The organism is Bradyrhizobium sp. (genome assembly GCF_017881085.1).
Taxonomy (GTDB): Bacteria; Pseudomonadota; Alphaproteobacteria; order Rhizobiales; family Xanthobacteraceae; genus Bradyrhizobium.
This window is the reverse complement of sequence record NZ_JADGRI010000083.1, coordinates 1-17,245: the sequence shown is the minus strand read 5'-3', so window position 1 is coordinate 17,245 and position 17,245 is coordinate 1. Positions and strand designations below refer to the sequence as shown.

General features: G+C 63.3%; 17 protein-coding genes. 7 read left to right on the top strand and 10 right to left on the bottom strand.

Translation table 11 applies throughout. The annotated features are described in order from the left end of the window. The 3 genes from QZ213_RS10570 to QZ213_RS10560 form a co-directional block, all read right to left on the bottom strand. Positions 1-462: branched-chain amino acid ABC transporter permease (locus QZ213_RS10570; protein ID WP_291686012.1), on the bottom strand; the 462-nt coding region annotated here is incomplete at its 3' end. Next, positions 459-2,390, bottom strand: coding sequence for a long-chain fatty acid--CoA ligase (locus QZ213_RS10565; RefSeq protein ID WP_291686011.1), 1,932 nt, complete (start codon positions 2,388-2,390; stop codon positions 459-461). The genes QZ213_RS10570 and QZ213_RS10565, both read right to left, overlap by 4 nt. Further along, positions 2,387-3,208 carry an ABC transporter ATP-binding protein gene (locus tag QZ213_RS10560; RefSeq protein WP_291686010.1) on the bottom strand — a complete coding sequence of 274 codons (822 nt, stop codon included), beginning with the start codon at positions 3,206-3,208 and terminating at the stop codon, positions 2,387-2,389. Before QZ213_RS10560 ends, QZ213_RS10565 begins: the two co-directional genes overlap by 4 nt. A gap of 353 nt (positions 3,209-3,561) precedes the next feature. Here QZ213_RS10560 and QZ213_RS10555 point away from each other — a divergent pair, with 353 nt between their 5' ends. Continuing rightward, positions 3,562-4,236, top strand: a complete 675-nt coding sequence (locus QZ213_RS10555; protein ID WP_291686009.1) for a Crp/Fnr family transcriptional regulator — start codon at positions 3,562-3,564, stop codon at positions 4,234-4,236. A 7-nt stretch (positions 4,237-4,243) separates the two neighbouring features. On the opposite strand, the gene QZ213_RS10550 is transcribed toward QZ213_RS10555, so the two are convergent. The 5 genes from QZ213_RS10550 to QZ213_RS10530 form a co-directional block, all read right to left on the bottom strand. After that, positions 4,244-4,939 (bottom strand): ABC transporter ATP-binding protein, encoded by a 696-nt coding sequence (locus QZ213_RS10550; protein ID WP_291686013.1) that lies wholly within the window; start codon positions 4,937-4,939, stop codon positions 4,244-4,246. Further along, positions 4,939-5,688 (bottom strand): ABC transporter ATP-binding protein, encoded by a 750-nt coding sequence (locus tag QZ213_RS10545; protein WP_291686008.1) that lies wholly within the window; start codon positions 5,686-5,688, stop codon positions 4,939-4,941. Before QZ213_RS10545 ends, QZ213_RS10550 begins: the two co-directional genes overlap by 1 nt. Continuing rightward, entirely contained in the window at positions 5,685-6,986 is a 1,302-nt protein-coding gene (locus QZ213_RS10540; protein WP_291686007.1) for a branched-chain amino acid ABC transporter permease, read from the bottom strand. Before QZ213_RS10540 ends, QZ213_RS10545 begins: the two co-directional genes overlap by 4 nt. Beyond that, on the bottom strand, positions 6,983-7,930 hold the full coding sequence (locus tag QZ213_RS10535; RefSeq protein ID WP_291686006.1) for a branched-chain amino acid ABC transporter permease: 948 nt from the start codon (positions 7,928-7,930) through the stop codon (positions 6,983-6,985). The genes QZ213_RS10540 and QZ213_RS10535 overlap by 4 nt, the downstream gene beginning before the upstream one ends. Positions 7,931-8,000: 70 nt before the next feature. After that, on the bottom strand, positions 8,001-9,233 hold the full coding sequence (locus QZ213_RS10530) for a branched-chain amino acid ABC transporter substrate-binding protein (protein WP_291686005.1): 1,233 nt from the start codon (positions 9,231-9,233) through the stop codon (positions 8,001-8,003). Positions 9,234-9,547: 314 nt separating this feature from the next. Between QZ213_RS10530 and gmd the strand changes: the two genes are divergently transcribed. Both gmd and QZ213_RS10520 read left to right on the top strand, forming a co-directional pair. Beyond that, positions 9,548-10,633 carry a GDP-mannose 4,6-dehydratase gene (gene gmd, locus QZ213_RS10525; protein WP_291686004.1) on the top strand — a complete coding sequence of 362 codons (1,086 nt, stop codon included), beginning with the start codon at positions 9,548-9,550 and terminating at the stop codon, positions 10,631-10,633. Beyond that, positions 10,614-11,570 (top strand): GDP-L-fucose synthase, encoded by a 957-nt coding sequence (locus QZ213_RS10520; protein ID WP_291686003.1) that lies wholly within the window; start codon positions 10,614-10,616, stop codon positions 11,568-11,570. The genes gmd and QZ213_RS10520 overlap by 20 nt, the downstream gene beginning before the upstream one ends. A gap of 15 nt (positions 11,571-11,585) precedes the next feature. Here the strand turns inward: QZ213_RS10520 and QZ213_RS10515 are convergent, their stop codons facing one another. Further along, the gene (locus QZ213_RS10515) at positions 11,586-12,434 is read right to left on the bottom strand and encodes a uroporphyrinogen-III synthase (protein ID WP_291686002.1); all 849 of its coding nucleotides are present in this window, start codon (positions 12,432-12,434) and stop codon (positions 11,586-11,588) included. 138 nt (positions 12,435-12,572) lie between these two features. On the opposite strand from QZ213_RS10515, the gene purU reads away from it, so the two are divergent. Further along, positions 12,573-13,436 (top strand): formyltetrahydrofolate deformylase, encoded by an 864-nt coding sequence (gene purU / locus QZ213_RS10510; protein WP_291686001.1) that lies wholly within the window; start codon positions 12,573-12,575, stop codon positions 13,434-13,436. Between the two features lie 20 nt (positions 13,437-13,456). Here the strand turns inward: purU and QZ213_RS10505 are convergent, their stop codons facing one another. Continuing rightward, a complete protein-coding gene (locus QZ213_RS10505) occupies positions 13,457-13,741 on the bottom strand; it encodes a hypothetical protein (RefSeq protein WP_291686000.1) in 285 nt (94 codons plus the stop codon). A 345-nt stretch (positions 13,742-14,086) separates the two neighbouring features. Here QZ213_RS10505 and QZ213_RS10500 point away from each other — a divergent pair, with 345 nt between their 5' ends. The 3 genes from QZ213_RS10500 to QZ213_RS10490 all read left to right on the top strand — a co-directional run. After that, positions 14,087-15,283 carry an ABC transporter substrate-binding protein gene (locus QZ213_RS10500; RefSeq protein ID WP_291685999.1) on the top strand — a complete coding sequence of 399 codons (1,197 nt, stop codon included), beginning with the start codon at positions 14,087-14,089 and terminating at the stop codon, positions 15,281-15,283. A gap of 167 nt (positions 15,284-15,450) precedes the next feature. Continuing rightward, positions 15,451-16,320 carry a branched-chain amino acid ABC transporter permease gene (locus tag QZ213_RS10495; RefSeq protein WP_291685998.1) on the top strand — a complete coding sequence of 290 codons (870 nt, stop codon included), beginning with the start codon at positions 15,451-15,453 and terminating at the stop codon, positions 16,318-16,320. Positions 16,321-16,330: 10 nt separating this feature from the next. Further along, positions 16,331-17,245: branched-chain amino acid ABC transporter permease (locus QZ213_RS10490; protein ID WP_291685997.1), on the top strand; the 915-nt coding region annotated here is incomplete at its 3' end.

Here is a 17,245-nt window from a genome sequence, read left to right as displayed (position 1 = left end):
CATCATCGCGACCGATACCACGAGGCTCATGACATAGACGGTCTGGATCTGCAGACCCAGGAAGCTGACGGACTGGCTTTCGAACACCCGCGGGAACGGTTGCGGATTGACGCCGAAAATCCATTTCAGCGCGGCCTGAAACACCGTCGACAGCCCGATCGTGACCATGATCACCGAAATGACCGGCTCGCCGATCATCGGGCGCAGGATCACGATCTGGATCGCGATGCCGAATACGAACATGAACACCAGCGTCAGCGGCATGCCGACCCAGAACGGCACCTGATATTTGGTCAATAGCGCCCAGCACACCCAGGCGCCGACCAGCAGCAATTCGCCCTGCGCGAAGTTCACCACCTGCGTGGCCTTGTAGATCAGCACGAACGACATCGCGACCACGCCGTAGAGCGTGCCGACCACGAGGCCGTTGACCAGGAGCTGGATCAGGAACTGGGTGTTCATTCCGCGGCCTCCGCGAGCGGCGCGGAGCGCGCGAGGTCGACGACCCGCAGCTTGGTCCGGATGCGCTGGGTGGTGCCGTCCTGGAAGCGGATCACCGTGTCGACGGGTATCTCGCGCTTGCCGCCATAGATGCCGTCGATGATGTCGGCGTATTTCTCGTTGATGACGCTGCGGCGCACTTTCCTTGTGCGGGTGAGTTCGCCGTCGTCGGCGTCGAGTTCCTTGTAGAGCAGGAGGAAGCGGGAGATGCGCTGCGCCGGCGGCAGCGTGGCGTTGACCGCCTCGACCTCCTGCTGCAGCAGCGCGTAGACTTCGGGGCGCGAAGCAAGGTCGGTATAGGTGGTGAACGCGATCCGCTTCTTCTCCGCCCATTTGGAGATGATCGAGAAACGGATGCAGATCATCGCCGCCAGCGCGTCGCGGCCGGCGCCGAGCACCACGGTCTCGGCGATGTAGGGCGAGAATTTCAGCTTGTTCTCGAGATATTGCGGCGAGAAGCGTTCGCCGCGCGCGGTCTCCGCGAGATCCTTGATGCGGTCGATCACCACGAGCTGCTTGTCGTCGTTGAAATAGCCGGCATCGCCGGAGTGCATCCAGCCGTCCTTCATGTCGGCGGCGGAGGCCTCCGGGCTCTTGTAGTAGCCGAGGAACATGTTGGGATGGCGAACCACGATTTCGCCGACGCCGTGGATATCCGGGTTCTCGATGCGGATTTCGATGTCGTCGGCCATCGGCACGCCGGTGGTATCCGGATCGACCTTGCCGAACGGATGCAGCGTGTAGGCCCCCAACAATTCGGTCTGGCCGTACAGCGTGCGCAGCGGCACGCCCATGGCCTGGAAAAATTTGAAAGTATCGGGGCCGAGGGCTGCGCCGCCGGTCGCGGCCGAGCGCAGCCGCGTGAAGCCGAGGCGGTCGCGCAATGCGCGGAACAGCAGCAGGTCCGCGAGCGTCGAATGCTTGCCGTGTGCCAGCGCGGACAAGCCGGTCTTCATGCCGAGCTCGTACAGGCTCTGCTTGAGCGGCGAGGAGTCCATCACACCCGCGCGGACATCGGCGGCGATCGATTCCCAGACCCGCGGTGCGAACAGCACGAAGGTCGGCGCGATCTCGCGGAAATCGTTCATCATGGTGTCGGCCTGCTCGACGAAATTGACCTTCATCCGGCACAGCAGGCCTTTGCCGAGCACATAGACCTGTTCCATGATCCAGGGCAGCGGCAGCACCGAGACGTATTCGTCGTCCGGTCCCTTGGGATCGAAGGCGAGATAGGTCGCGCAGTGCCGCAGCACCCGGCCGGCTGCGAGCATCGCCAGCTTCGGATGCGCCGTGGTGCCGGAGGTGGTGCAGAGGATCGCTGTGTCCTCGCCTTTCGTGGCGGCCACCAGACTGTCGTAGAGCCCGCGCTCGCGGGCGGCGCGGTCGCGCCCCAACGCTGCGAGCTTGTCCGCTTCCATCAGTCTGACATCGTCATATTTTCGCATGCCGCGCGGGTCGGAATAGACGATGTGCTTGAGGTTGGGCACGCGGTCGGCGAGCGTCAACAGCTTGTCGACCTGCTCTTCGTCCTCGGCGAACACCAGCTTGGCCTCGCCATAGTTCAGGAGATAGGCGGCTTCCTCATCCAGCACGTCGCGATACAGACCAAGGCTCATGGCGCCGATGGCATGGGTGGCGATTTCTGCCGAGACCCAGTCCGGCCGGTTGTCGCCGATGATGCCGATGACGTCGCCGCGGCCGAGGCCGAGTTCGACCATGCCGAGCGCGAAGTCGTGCACCCGAGCCTGATAGTCGTTCCACGTAAACACCCGCCAAAGGCCAAAATCCTTTTCGCGCAGAGCGATCTCGCCGCCATGCTCCCTGGCGTTGAGCTGCAACAGTTTCGGGTACGTATCGGCCTGTTCGACCCGGCCCGCGTAGTCCATCATGCCGCGCACTCCGGGGCGGCGGGTCTGTCGTCGGGATCGACCAGCACCTCGTCCTCTTCGCCGAGATAGGCGCGCTTGACGTGGGGATCGGCCAGCACCGCGGCGGGATCGCCTTCGGCGATCTTGCGGCCGAAATCCAGCACCATGACGCGGTGGGAGATGTCCATCACCACGCCCATGTCGTGCTCGATCATCATCACGGTCATGCCGAACTCCTCGTTGAGATCGACGATGTAGCGCGCCATATCCTCCTTTTCCTCGAAGTTCATCCCGGCCATCGGCTCGTCGAGCAGGATCAGCTGCGGCTCCAGCGCCATGGCGCGGGCGAGTTCGACGCGCTTGCGCAGGCCGTAGGGCAGGGTGCCGGCGGTCGCCTTGCGCACCGACTGCAGATCGAGGAAATCGATGATCTCCTCGACCTTGCGGCGATGCGCGAGTTCCTCGCGCCGCGCGCCGGTCAGCCAGTACAGCGATCCCGTGATGAAATTGTTCTTCAAAAGGTGATGCCGCCCGACCATGATGTTGTCGAGCACGCTCATGTGCTGGAACAGCGCCAGATTCTGGAAGGTGCGGCCGATGCCGAGCCGCGGCCGGGCGTTGGGATTGAGCGCGGTGATGTCCTGCCCGCGATAGAACAGCTGGCCTTCGGTCGGCCGGTAGCGGCCGGAAATGCAATTGATGATCGAGGTCTTGCCGGCGCCGTTGGGGCCGATGATCGAGAACAGTTCGCCGTCGTTCACGCCAAAACTGACATCGGTGAGCGCACGTACGCCACCGAAGCGTAGCGAAACCCCGCGCACTTCCAAAGTATGAGCCACTCATTCCTCCGAGATACGGCGCTTGGCGCGCTCTTTATCTGTCACTTGCCGTCACGGTGGCGACCTTATATCGGCCGTCACGGGTAAGCCATTCCACTAACGAGTGCGCGGTAACGCCGCACCCTGTCTTCCGTCCGTCATCCCCGTTCTGCCGGCCTTGAGCCGCATGGCGCGAGATGGCCCTCAATAGGGTAAAGCGGTACGTTGAAATGTCTTGTGCCTGACAATTCGCCGGCAAATTTCGCCAGCCGGCATACCCTGCGCTTCCCCCGGGAGGGCGGCGCGGGCAAAGCGATTGTTGCGGCGCAGCATGGACGATGCGGCTGAGGTTGGGGACGGGCGCTAGAGGGGCCATGATAGCTGCGGACTATTTGAAGCGCGTCGCGGTCTGGTCGCGTGAGCTGAATGAGCGGGAGACCGAGGTCGCGCGCGCCGGCATCGTCGAGAGATCCTACCGCGCCGATGAATTCATCTTCATGCGGGGCGACCACTTCGATTACTGGACCGGGATCGTCACCGGTCTGGCCCGGATGGGCATCGTCTCCCGCGGCGGCAAGGCGACCAGCTTCACCGGCCTGACCGCGGGCGCCTGGTTCGGCGAGGGCACTGTGCTCAAGAACGAAGCCCGGCGCTACGATGTGGTGGCCCTGCGCGACACCCGTCTGGCCATGATGGACCGCGGCACCTTCATGTGGCTGTTCGAGAACAGCGTAGGCTTCAATCGCTTTCTGGTCGGCCAGCTCAACGAACGCCTGGGGCAATTCATCGCCTTGCTCGAATATGGCCGGACGCTGGATGCGACGGCGCGGCTCGCCCGCGGCATTGCATCCTTGTTCAATCCCATTCTCTATCCAGACCTGACGCGCCACCTCGAGATCACACAGGAAGAAATCGGTGCGCTGTCAGGCATTTCGCGACAAAATGCCAACCAGTGCCTGAAGAAACTGGAGAAGGAAGGCTTGCTGAGGCTGGAGTATGGCGGCGTGACCATCATCGACCTCGAGCGCCTGCGCCGCTATGGCGAGTGATCGAAATCTAGACTTCCAGCCATTCCTTGCGCACGGCCTCGTTGTCCCTGAGTTCGGCAGGTGTGCCCTCGAATGCGATGCGGCCGTGGCCCATGACGTAGACGCGGTGCGATATCCGCATCGCGATCGAGAGTTTCTGCTCCACCAGCAGGATGGCGACGCCGCGCCGGGCAATTTCGGCGATGAGGTCGCCGACCTGCTGCACGATCAGGGGGGCGAGCCCCTCGGTGGGTTCGTCGATCATGATCAGTTCGGGATCGCCCATCAGCGTGCGGCAGATCGTCAGCATCTGCTTCTCGCCGCCCGACAGCACGCCGGCCGAGGTGTCGGCGCGGGCGGCGAGGTTGGGAAACATCGCCAGCATGTCCTCCAGCCGCCATTTGCCGGCGCGTCTGGTATCCTTGATGCCAAGCATCAGGTTCTGCCGCACCGTCAGGCCGGGGAAAATGTCGCGATGCTCCGGAACGTAGCCGAGGCCCAAATGCGCGATCCGGTAGCTCGGCAATCCCGCGATGTCGCTGCCCTTGAACTTGATCGAGCCCTGCGGCGGCACCTCGCCCATGATCGCCTTGACGGTGGTGGAGCGTCCGACGCCGTTGCGCCCGAGCAGGCTGACCACCTCGCCGGCGTCGATGTGCATGTCGACACCCTGCAGGATGTGGCTCTTGCCGTAATAGGCGTGCAGGTCGGCGACTTCCAGCATCATGCCGCCTCCTCGCCGAGATAGGCTTCGCGGACTTTTGGGTTGCCGCGAATCTCCTCGGGTGTGCCGGAGGCGATGATCTGGCCGTACACCAGCACCGAAATCCGGTCGGCGAGGCCAAACACCACGCTCATGTCATGTTCCACGATCAGCAGCGTGCGGCCTTCGGTCAGGCGGCGGATCAAGGCGACCGCGCGCTCGGTCTCGGCGCGGCTCATCCCCGCGGTCGGCTCGTCGAGCAGGATGACATCGGCGCCGCCGGCAACCGTGATGCCGATCTCCAGGGCCCGCTGTTCGGCGTAGGTCAGAAGACCCGCCGGAACGTCGCGACGCGCCGTCAGGTTGATATCGGTCAGGATTTGCGCGGTGCGGTCGCGCACGTCAGGCAGATTGTCGATATTCTTCCAGAACGCATAGCGCTGGCCGGTCGACCACAGCACCGCGCAGCGCAGGTTTTCCCACACGCTCATATTGGCAAACACGTTGGTGACCTGGAAGCTGCGCGACAGGCCGCGGCGGTTGATCTGGTAGGGCGGCAGGCCGGAGATGACCTCGCCGCGGAGCAGGACGTTGCCGGAAGTCGGCGCCATGTAGCCGCTGATCAAATTGAAGGTCGTCGATTTGCCGGCGCCGTTGGGGCCGATCAGCGCGTGGCGTTCGCCTTGCGCGACGCTCAGGCTGATATTGCGGATGATGGAGACTTCGCCAAAGCTCTTTTCAAGCCGGCGCAGTTCGATCGCGGCGGTCATGGGGCGATCCCTTTTTCGCGCGCGACGCTGGTGGCGTCGTCCCAGGCATGCCCGACCCAGGTCCAGGTCTTGCGCGCGACCAGATAGCCACCGATCAGGAGAATCGCCGCCATCGCCCATATATACGGACTCGCGGCATCGAAGCTGACGCCGAAGGCCTTGATATGGGAATCGTCACCGGGGTTGACGGTGTAGTGCACGATGGTTTCGAGCGACAGGATCCCCCCGGCGATCATCGCCAGCGTCGGCAACAGGGCGATCGCGTAGCTCGGCAGCATTCTGCTCAGGGTCCCGGCCTTCAGCAGCGGGCGATGCATCATCAGGAGCCCGGTGATACCGCCCGGCGCGAACAACACCACCGCGATGAAGATCAGCCCGAAATAGAGCTGCCACACCTGCGTCAGGTCGCTGAGGCCGAGCGACAGAAACGTCACAAAGATCGCGCCGACGATCGGGCCGATGAAGAAGCCGATGCCGCCGATATAGGTGGCGAACAGTACGGTTCCCGACTGCACCGCGCCGAGATAGGCCGAGTTGGCGATCTCGAAATTGATCGCCGCCAGCGCGCCGGCGATGCCGGCGAAGAATCCGGAAAAGCAGAAGGCGAGATAGCGCACGACATGCGGATTATAGCCGACGAACTGGACGCGCTCGGGATTGTCGCGCACGGCGTTGCACATGCGCCCGAGCGGCGTGCGGGTCAGCGCATACATCGCGATGACGGCGATCAGCGTCCACGCCGCCACCAGATAGTAGATCTGGATTTGCGGGCCGAAATTCCAGCCGAACAGTTTCAGCAATTTGGTCCGGTTGGCGGAGATGCCGGCTTCGCCTCCGAAGAACGTTCTCAGGATCAGCGCGGAAGAGGCGATCAGTTCGGCCACGCCGAGCGAGATCATGGCGAATGCCGTGCCGGAGCGCTGGGTCGAGACCCAGCCGAGCAGGGCGGCGAACGCCAGTCCGGTCAGGCCGCCGATCAGGGGAACGACGGGCAGGGGGATCGGCAGCTTGTTGGCGCTCAGGATGTTGATGGCGTGAATCACCAGGAAGCCGCCGAGGCCGTAATACACCGCATGCCCGAACGACAGCATGCCGGTCTGGCCGAGCAGGATGTTGTAGGACAGCGAGAAGATGATGGAGATGCCGATCAGGCTGAACGTGGTCAGCGAACCGCCCGACCCGAATATTCTAGGCAGCAGCAGGAGCACGATCGCGGCCGCCAGCCACAATCCGTAGAATTTGAACTTTTCGGCGGCGGCCGGCAGCGGCGGGGCTGCGCTTACGGTGATCTCGCTCATGTGTCGCGTGTCCCAAGCAGGCCCATCGGGCGCAGGATCAGGATCAGCACCAGCAGCACATAGGGCATGATCGGCGCAATCTGCGCGACGGTGACGCCCCAGATGTCGGCGAGCCAGGTCGAGGCATAGGCCGGACTGAGCGGACCGAAGGCGCCGGAGAGCGAGCCGTTCATCGAGACCGCGAAGGTCTGCACGAGGCCGATCAGCAGTGAGGCGACGAAGGCTCCGGGCAGCGAGCCCAGCCCGCCGACAACCACAACCACGAACAGGATCGGGCCGAGCAGGCCGGCCATGTTCGACTGCGTCACCAGCGCGGGGCCGGCGATCACGCCGGCGACCGCGGCAAGCGCGGTGCCGACGCCGAACACCAGCATGAAGATCCGCCCGACATTGTGGCCGAGATGGCCGACCATGTGCGGATGCGTCAGCGCGGCCTGGACGATCAGCCCGATCCGCGTCTTCTTCAGCACGATCAACAGCCCGATGAAGATCGCGATCGATACCAGCAGCATGAACATCTTGTAGGCGGGATAGTTGGTGGAGAAGATCGTAAAGGCCGGGAAATCCAGCAGCGCCGGGACGCGGAAATCGACCGGGCTCTTGCCCCAGATGATCTGCACCACCTCCTCGATCACGAACGCCAGACCAAAGGTAAACAGCAGTTCCGCGACGTGGCCGTTCCGGTGCACGCGGCGCAGGCCGTAGCGTTCGACGCCGGCGCCGATCGCGCCCGCCAGCAGCGGCGCGATCAGCAGCGCCGGCCAGAAGCCCAGCCAGCGGCTGATCTGGAAACCGAAGAACGCGCCGAGCATGTAGAAGCTCGCATGCGCGAAGTTGAGCACCCCCAGCATGCTGAAGATGACGGTTAGCCCGCTCGCCATCAGGAACAGCAACATGCCGAACAGGACGCCGTTCAGCGTGGATATCACGATCAGTTCAAGCACGACGCACCGCCGGGATTAAGTGACGCGCCCGTCCCGAAATTTCTTCGGGGCGGGCGACGCATGCGAACGGTCAGGGCCGATCCATCTTGCAGGTGGTCGGAAGTTCGGTCGCGGGGGTATCGATCTTCGCCACCAGTTTCCAGCCCCAGCCGGTCTTTTCCTCGTCGAACGGCTCCTTCTCGGTGCGCTCGCCGAGCGAGGAAATGTAGATCGGCTGGAAGAACTGGTGATCGTCCTTGCGCATGACACCCTTGCCGCCGTCGAACACCTCGAACTCCATGCCTTCGAGTGCCTGGGCGACCTTGACCGGGTCGATCGACTTGGCCTTGTCGGCCGCGGCGGCCAGCATGCGCATCTCGTTGACGGCGCGCGGATAGAACAGGCTGAAGTCGTATTTGGCGCGGATCGCCTTCTCGAATTCCTGCGAGGAGGGGTGATCGAGATTGGGGATGCCTTCGCCGACCTGGAACACCTGATGATTGAGGTTGGCCTGCTTGATCGCCGTCGGGCCGCCGGTGCCGCCGGCGTAATAAGTGTACCAGTTCACCTTCAGCCCGGCGTCGGCAGATGCCTTCAAGAGCAGCGCGAAATCCTGGCCCCAGTTGCCGGTCACCACGGTGTCGGCGCCCGACGCCTTGATCTTGGCGATGTAGGGGGCGAAATCGGTGATCTTCAGGAGCGGATGCAGTTCGTCGCCGACGATCTTGATGTCCGGCCGCTTGGCGGCCAGCATGGCCTTGGCAGTGGTGCGAACGGATTCGCCGAAGGAGTAGTCCTGATTGATCAAATAGACGTTTTTGATCGCGGGCACCGTCTTCATGTAATTCGTCAGCGCCTCCATCTTGATGTCGGAGTTCGCGTCCCAGCGGAAATGCCAGAAGCTGCACTTCGCATTGGTCAGGACCGGATCGACCGCGGCGTAGTTGAAATACAGCACTTCCTTGCCGGGATTGCGCTCGTTGTATTTGGTCACGAAGTCGGACAGCGCGCCGGCCACCGATGAGCCGTTGCCCTGGGTGAGGAAGCGGACGCCGGCGTCGATCGCCTTCTGCGCCTGGATCAGGCTTTCCTGCGGATTGGTCTTGTTGTCGAGCGGTACGATCTCGACCTTCTTGCCCTGGATACCGCCCTTGGCGTTAACCTCTTCGGCAAGAAACTGGAAGGTCTTGAGGCCGACTTCCCCGACGCTGGCGCCGCCGCCCGACAAGGGGTCGATATAGCCGATTTTGAGCGTCTCCTGCGCCATCGCCGCGCCGCCGAACATCGGCAGCGCCATGGCAGCAGCCATCATGAGTTTACGCATGTCATTCCTCCCTGAGTTTGCTTTTCTTAGGTGTTATCGGAGGGTCCGGACGCTGCAATGGCTAGATTTCAGTAATCCCGTGGCCCTGAGAGAGATGATTGTGGGCCATGGTTCCCAAATCCGCAAGCCGCTGCCTTACGGGCTTAAGGGCGCCCCCGGCTCAATTTGCTTGGAGCAATAAGGTCATGATAGGGGTCTAGGCCGCCCGGGCTAAGCCCATGGGGCCATGTGCCACGGGCTGGTCCAGCGCAATGTCTGTGGTTTGTCGGCGTTGAACTGCCTATCGGCAGTCCCGGCGATCTGTTGGAGAGAATATGGCTGCACAGGATTCGAAGCGGCGCGTAGCGCTCCTCACCGGCGTGACCGGGCAGGATGGCGCGTATCTCTCCGAATATCTGCTTGGCCTCGGCTACATCGTCCATGGCGTCAAGCGGCGGTCGTCCTCCTTCAACACCGCGCGTATCGATCATCTTTACACAGATCCGCACGCCGGCGATGTGCCGTTCCTGCTGCACTACGGCGACATGACGGATTCGACCAATCTGATCCGGCTGATGCAGCAGATCCGGCCGACCGAGATCTACAACCTCGCGGCCCAAAGCCATGTCGGCGTCAGTTTCGAAAGCCCGGAATACACGGCGAACGCCGACGCGATCGGCGTGCTCAGGCTGTTGGAAGCGATCCGGATTCTCGGCATGGAGAAGGAGACGCGGTTCTATCAGGCGTCCACCTCGGAACTGTATGGCCTGGTCCAGGAAGTCCCGCAGAAGGAAACCACGCCGTTCTATCCGCGCTCGCCCTATGGCGTCGCCAAGCTCTACGGCTACTGGATCACGGTGAACTACCGCGAGGCCTACGGCATTTTTGCCTCCAACGGCATCCTGTTCAATCATGAAAGCCCGATCCGCGGCGAGACTTTTGTCACGCGCAAGATCACCCGCAGCGTCGCCCGCATCGAGACCGGCCTCGAAGACACGCTCTATCTCGGAAACCTCGAGGCCAAGCGCGACTGGGGCCACGCCCGCGACTATGTCGAGGGCATGTACCGGATCATGCAGGCGGACGAGCCCGGCGATTATGTGCTGGCGACCGGCGAGACCCGCTCGGTGCGCGAATTCGTCGAGCTTGCCTTCGCCGAGGTCGGCCGCGTTATCGAGTGGCGCGGCCACGGTGTCGACGAAGCCGGCGTCGACAAGAAGTCCGGCAAGACGGTCGTCCGCATCGACCCGACCTATTTCCGCCCGACCGAAGTCGATTTGCTGATCGGCGATTCCAGCAAGGCGCGGCAAAAGCTCGGCTGGCAGCCGAAGACGAGTTTTGCGCAGCTCGTCAAGGAGATGGTGGCGGGCGATCTGGCGATCGCGCGGCGTGAGGTGGCCAATGGCAAAGACCCCGTTTGACCTGAAAGGCAAGACGGTCTTCGTCGCCGGGCATCGCGGGATGGTCGGCGGTGCGCTGGTGCGAAGGCTCGCGCGGGAAGGCGTCGAACTGTTGACGGTCGGCCGCCGCGAGGTCGATCTGCGCGATCAGGCCGCGGTGTCCGCCTGGTTCGCGGCGAAGCGCCCGCAGGCCGTGTTTCTGGCGGCGGCGAAGGTCGGCGGCATCGTCGCCAACAACACGCTGCGCGCCGAATTCATCTACGACAATCTGATCATCGCGACCAACGTGATCCACGCCGCTCATCTCAACGGCGCCGAGAAGCTGATGTTTCTCGGCTCGTCCTGCATCTATCCGAAGCTCGCGCCGCAGCCGCTGCGCGAGGATTCGATGCTGACCGGACCGCTGGAGCCGACCAACGAGCCCTATGCGATCGCCAAGATCGCCGGCATCAAGATGGTCGAGGCCTATCGCAGCCAGTATGGCTCCGACTTCATCAATGTGATGCCGACCAATTTGTACGGGCCGGGCGACAATTATCATCCCGAGTATAGCCACGTCGTCGCAGCATTGATCCGACGGTTTCACGAAGCCAAGGTTGGCGGCGTCAAGGACGTGGTGGTCTGGGGCACCGGCACGCCGCGGCGGGAATTTCTCTATGTCGACGACATGGCCGACGCCTGCGTGCACCTGATGAAGACCTATTCCGCCGACGAACTGGTCAATATTGGCACCGGCGAGGATATCACGATCGCCGAATTCGCCCGCGTGGTCGCGAGCACCGTCGGATACAGCGGTACGATCAGCTTCGATCCCTCGCGGCCCGACGGCACGCCGCGCAAACTGCTCGACGTCAGCCGGCTCGCCAAACTCGGCTGGCGCGCCAGTACCTCGCTCGAAGACGGCATGCGGCTGGCGTATCGGGCGTATCTCGACGAGTCGAGGCAGGCGGCGGAGTAATCGCGCGGCCGCGATTCACGAAGACGTCGCGGCGCTGCGCGGAGTTGTCTTGCCGAGCGCCGCCGCCATCGCCGAGATGAGCGGCTTCATGAAATAGGCCTCGTTGGCCGGATAGATATCCGTGCGCAGGCCGTGCGATTTGAGTTCGTCGGAAACCACCGGCCCCACTGACGCGATCAGCGTATGCTTCAGCGCCTCGCGCAGGCGGTCTTCGCAATGGTGCGCCTGCGCCACCTCGATCAGGCGGCGGACCTGGCCGGAACTGGTCAGCGCGATGGCGTCGATGCGGCCCTGCGCCATCTCGTCGATCGCGGTGACGATGTTGGTATCGGCTGCCTGCGCATCGTAGACGTAGGGAGCGACGGTATCGACCTCGGCGCCCTGCGCCGTGATGGCGCCGATCAGCGCGCTGTGATCCTTATCGGGATATAGCTGCAAGCCGACGCGATGTCCTTTGAGATCGACCCGCGCCAGCATCTCGGCGATGCCTTCGGAGGTCGGCTTCTCCGTCGTCACCTGCGGCTCCAGCCCGATCTCGCGTAGCGCCCGGCCGGGTTTTGGGCCTCGGGCGAATTTTCGTGCCTTGCCGACCGCGGCGACGAACTCCCGCTCGACGTCGATACGCCGCGCCACCTTCATCAGGCGGCGCAGGCCTTCGCCGGTCGTCAGCACCAGATCGTCGAACGGTGTGGCGATGAAACGGCGGATCCAGGCCTCGATCGGGGCGGGATCGGGGGCGTCGTGGATGGTGAACATCGGACATTGCAGCACATCCGCGCCCTGCTCGGCGAGCAGGCGGGAAAACTGCGCCTCCTCGCGCGTTTCCAGGATCAGGATGCGGTAGCCGTTCAGTCTGTCAGCCATGCTCCTGCTCTCATCCGGATCGCCTGTTGTTTGTTCATCATGACGCCTCGCCCGGGATTGGCGCAAGGGCACGGCCGGTGATAGAGCAGGGCCGCCAATCGCGGTTCCATCTCGCCCAAATAGCAGCCAAGTCCGTCCATGCCCGATCATCAATATGTGTTGACCCTGTCCTGTCCGGATCGCCCCGGCATTGTTTCGGCCGTTTCGACGTTCCTGGCCCATAATGGGCAGAACATTCTCGACGCCGCGCAGTTCAACGACGTCGAGACCGGTCATTTCTTCATGCGGGTGGTATTCGCCGCCGCCGATCTCGCGGTCAATCTGCAGGCTTTGCAAACCGGCTTTGCGGCGATCGCCGAACGCTTCGGCATGGAGTGGCAGATGCGCGACCGCGCCACCCGCCGCCGGGTGATGCTGCTGGTCTCGAAATCCGATCACTGCCTCGCCGATATCCTGTATCGCTGGCGTACCGGGGAACTCGAGATGATCCCGACCGCGATCGTCTCCAACCACCCGCGCGAGACCTACAGCAATCTCGATCTCGGCGAGATTCCGTTTCACCATCTGCCGGTGACCAAGGAGACCAAGCGCGAGCAGGAGACCGCGATCTGGAATCTGGTCGGTCAGACCAAGACCGACCTCGTGGTGCTCGCGCGCTACATGCAGATCCTGTCAAACGAAATGTCGGCGAAGCTGTCCGGCCGCTGCATCAATATCCATCACTCGTTCCTGCCGGGCTTCAAGGGCGCGCGGCCCTACCATCAGGCGCATGAGCGCGGCGTCAAGCTGATCGGCGCTACCGCGCATTACGTCACCAGCGACCTCGACGAAGGCCCGATCATCGACCAGGACGTCGAGCGCATCAGCCATCGCGACACACCTGACGATCTCGTCCGCAAGGGCCGCGACATCGAACGCCGCGTGCTGGCGCGCGCGATTCGCTATCATCTGGCGGACCGCGTGATCCTCAACGGCCGCAAGACCGTGGTATTCATGGATTGAGGCAAGTGCGTCGGCGCCGTTCAGTGCACCGGGCTCAGTCCCGAGGCCGACGTCTGGCTGGCTTCCTCCTTGGGCGCCGCCGCCGGTTCGAGGCGTTTCTTCTCCCGCTCACGCATGAACTCTTCATATTGGGGTGTGCCGGGCCGCGGCGGCGCGTCCGCCGGCAAACCGCCGAGCCACTGGGGGATAAAATCGCCCATTCCGTCGGCGAGCTTTTCGTTGATCGTTCCGCAACCGCCGAGGCCGCATGCAATCAGCAGCGCTAGCGGCAGGAGGACAGCAAGATGGCGGGATCGGCTGGACATCGGCGGGGCTTGTGCGGCGACTCGGGGCGATCGGAGCCCGGGGCGAGCCTACCTCTTAATTGAGTAAAATTGCGTCCTTCCGACGTTGGAGGTGCTATTATACCTTAATCTGGACTTCTCGACCGGTTCACGCCTCAACCGGCGGGATTCCTGACATTCCCGGACCAAACCGGGACGGCGAAGTCGCGCCCATAGTCGAGATTGACATCGCCGCGCGCTTCAGACGCCATGCCGCGCCGATATAAGACGTCATGCCGTGCCGGCACATGGCTGAGAAATCCGGGCTATGGTACGGCAGGGCCGGGGACTCGGTTCAGACACGAAACCGATCAGGGAGGAGCGTTCATGTTCATTCGCACGAAGATCTTGCGCACTAGGATGTTGTCGCTGGCCGCGGCCGGCGTTGCGATCGCAGGCGTGGCCGCGTGGGCGCCCGCGCAGGCGCAGGAGACTGTGAAGATCGGCCTGATCCTGCCGATGACCGGCGGCCAGGCCTCGACCGGCAAGCAGATCGACAATGCGATCAAGCTGTACATGCAGCAGAAGGGCGACACCGTCGCCGGCAGGAAGATCGAAATCATCCTGAAGGACGACGCGGCCGTTCCCGACAACACCAAGCGCCTCGCGCAGGAACTGATCGTCAACGACAAGGTCAACTTCATCGCCGGCTTCGGCGTGACCCCCGCGGCACTGGCGGCAGCGCCGCTGGCGACGCAGGCGAAGATTCCGGAAATCGTGATGGCGGCGGGCACCTCGATCATTACCGAGAAATCGCCCTATATCGTGCGCACCAGTTTTACGCTGGCGCAGTCCTCCACCATCATCGGCGACTGGGCCGTCAAGAACGGCATCAAGAAGGTCGCGACGCTGACGTCGGACTACGCGCCCGGCAACGACGCGCTGAATTTCTTCAAGGAGCATTTTACCGCCGGCGGCGGCCAGATCGTCGAAGAGGTCAAGGTTCCCCTGGCCAATCCCGACTTCGCGCCGTTCCTGCAGCGCATGAAGGATGCCAAGCCCGACGCCATGTTCGTGTTCGTGCCGGCCGGTCAGGGCGGCAACTTCATGAAGCAATATGCCGAGCGCGGGCTCGACAAGGCCGGGATCAAGGTGATCGGCCCCGGCGACGTGATGGACGACGATCTCCTGAACGGCATGGGCGACGCGGCACTCGGCACCGTCACCGCGCATCTGTATTCGGCGGCCCACCCTTCCGCGATGAACAAGGAGTTCGTCGCGTCCTACAAGAAGGCCTTCGGCTCGCGCCCGGGCTTTATGGCCGTGAGCGGCTATGACGGCATCCACCTGATCTATGCAGCGCTGCAGAAGACCGGCGGCAAGACCGACGGCGATGCGCTGATCGAGGCCATGAAGGGGATGAAGTGGGAAAGCCCGCGCGGCCCGATCTCGATCGATCCGGAGACCCGCGACATCGTGCAGAACATCTACATCCGCAAGGTCGAGAAGGTCGACGGCGAACTCTACAACGTCGAATTCGCCACCTTCGAGGCCGTCAAGGACGCCGGCAAGACCAAGAAGTGACGCCGGCTTCGGCGTCATTCCGGGGCGCTGGCGAAGCCAGCGGACTCCGATGTGCAATTGCACATCGGAGAATCTCGATGGCGTTGCGCAAGATTCCGGGTTCAGCGCTTTCGCGCTGCCCTCAGATGTGCAATTGCACATCGGGGAATGACGAGTTAGATCCATAAATGACCTCGCTGTTCACCAACCTGTTCGACGGCGTCGCCTACGGCATGCTGCTGTTCGTGCTGGCCTGCGGGCTCGCGGTTACGCTCGGGTTGATGAACTTCGTCAATCTCGCCCATGGCGCCTTCGCCATGACCGGCGGCTATGTCTGCGCGGTGCTGGTCAATCAATCCGGCTGGCCGTTCTTTGCAGCCCTGCCGCTGGCCTTCGTGGCGAGCGCGCTGATCGGCGCGGTGCTGGAACGTTCGCTCTACCGTCACCTCTATAACCGCAGCCACCTCGACCAGGTTTTGTTCAGCGTCGGCCTCGTCTTCATGTCGGTGGCGGCGGTCGACTACATCATGGGATCGTCGCGGGTCTTCATCAGGATTCCGCAAGCCCTCGAGGGGCAGATCGATTTCTTCGGCGTCGGCATCGGCCGCTATCGGCTGATGATCATCGTGATCTGCGGCCTGTTGACCGCGGGCCTGCAACTGGTTCTGGCGCGCACGCGGTTCGGCAGCCGCTTGCGGGCGGCGGTGGACGACCCGCGCGCGGCCTCAGGGTTGGGCATCAATGTGCCGCAGGTGTTCGCATTCACCTTCGCATTCGGCTGCGGCCTTGCCGGTTTGGGCGGCGCGTTGAGCGCGGAGATCCTGGGGCTCGATCCGTATTTTCCGCTGAAATTCATGATCTACTTTCTGATCGTGGTGACGGTCGGCGGCTCCTCCAGCATCACCGGACCGTTCCTGGCGTCGCTGCTGCTCGGCATCGGCGACGTCGCCGGCAAATATTACGTGCCGAAAATCGGGCCGTTCGTGATCTACACCATCATGATCGTGATCCTGATCTGGCGCCCGAACGGCCTGTTCGGCCGCACCGCTGCCCGTTGAGCCAGAAGCCATGACCGCGCAAGCCGACGTCGGAGTTCACGCCAGGGCGCACGCACGCTGGCACTATAGCGAGATCGTATTCTGGATCCTGGCGCTCGCTTGCGCCTTCCTGTTTCCGTCCCGCTTTCTGATCATGACGGATATCGTTCGGCTGGCGCTGTTCGCGCTCTCGCTCGACCTGATCCTGGGCTATGCCGGGATCGTCTCGCTCGGCCATGCGGCGTTCTTCGGCGTCGGCGCCTATTCCGCGGGGCTGTTGTCCCTGCACGGGGTCATCAACGAGCCGGTGCTGGCGCTGATCGCGGCCGGCCTGGTGGCGATGGCGCTCGGCTTCGTCACCTCTTTCCTGGTCATCAGGGGCGCCGACCTCACCCGACTGATGGTGACGCTCGGGATCGCATTATTGCTGGAGGCGCTGGCGGAACGCTTTTCCGACATTACCGGCGGCACCGACGGGCTGCAGGGCATCGAGATGCAGCCGATCCTCGGCCTGTTCGCCTTCGACATGTTCGGCAAGGTCGGCTTCTTCTACTGCCTTGCGGTACTGTTCCTGTTGTTCCTGCTGGCGCGGCGGATCGTGCACTCGCCGTTCGGCCTGTCGCTGCGCGCCATCCGCAACAATCCGCTGCGCGCCGCCGCGATCGGCATTCCCGTCAACCGGCGGCTGATCGCGATCTACACCATCGCGGCGTTCTATGCCGGGATCGCCGGCGCGCTGTTCACCCAGAGCACCCAGCTTGCTTCGCTCGACGCATTCTCGTTCGAGCGCTCGGCCGATCTGATGCTGGTGCTGGTGATCGGCGGCACCGGCTATCTCTATGGCGGACTGATCGGCGCCGTGGTGTTCCGGATGCTGCAGGAAGTGTTTTCGACCATCACGCCGCAATACTGGCAGTTCTGGATCGGCCTCGTGCTGGTCGTGATC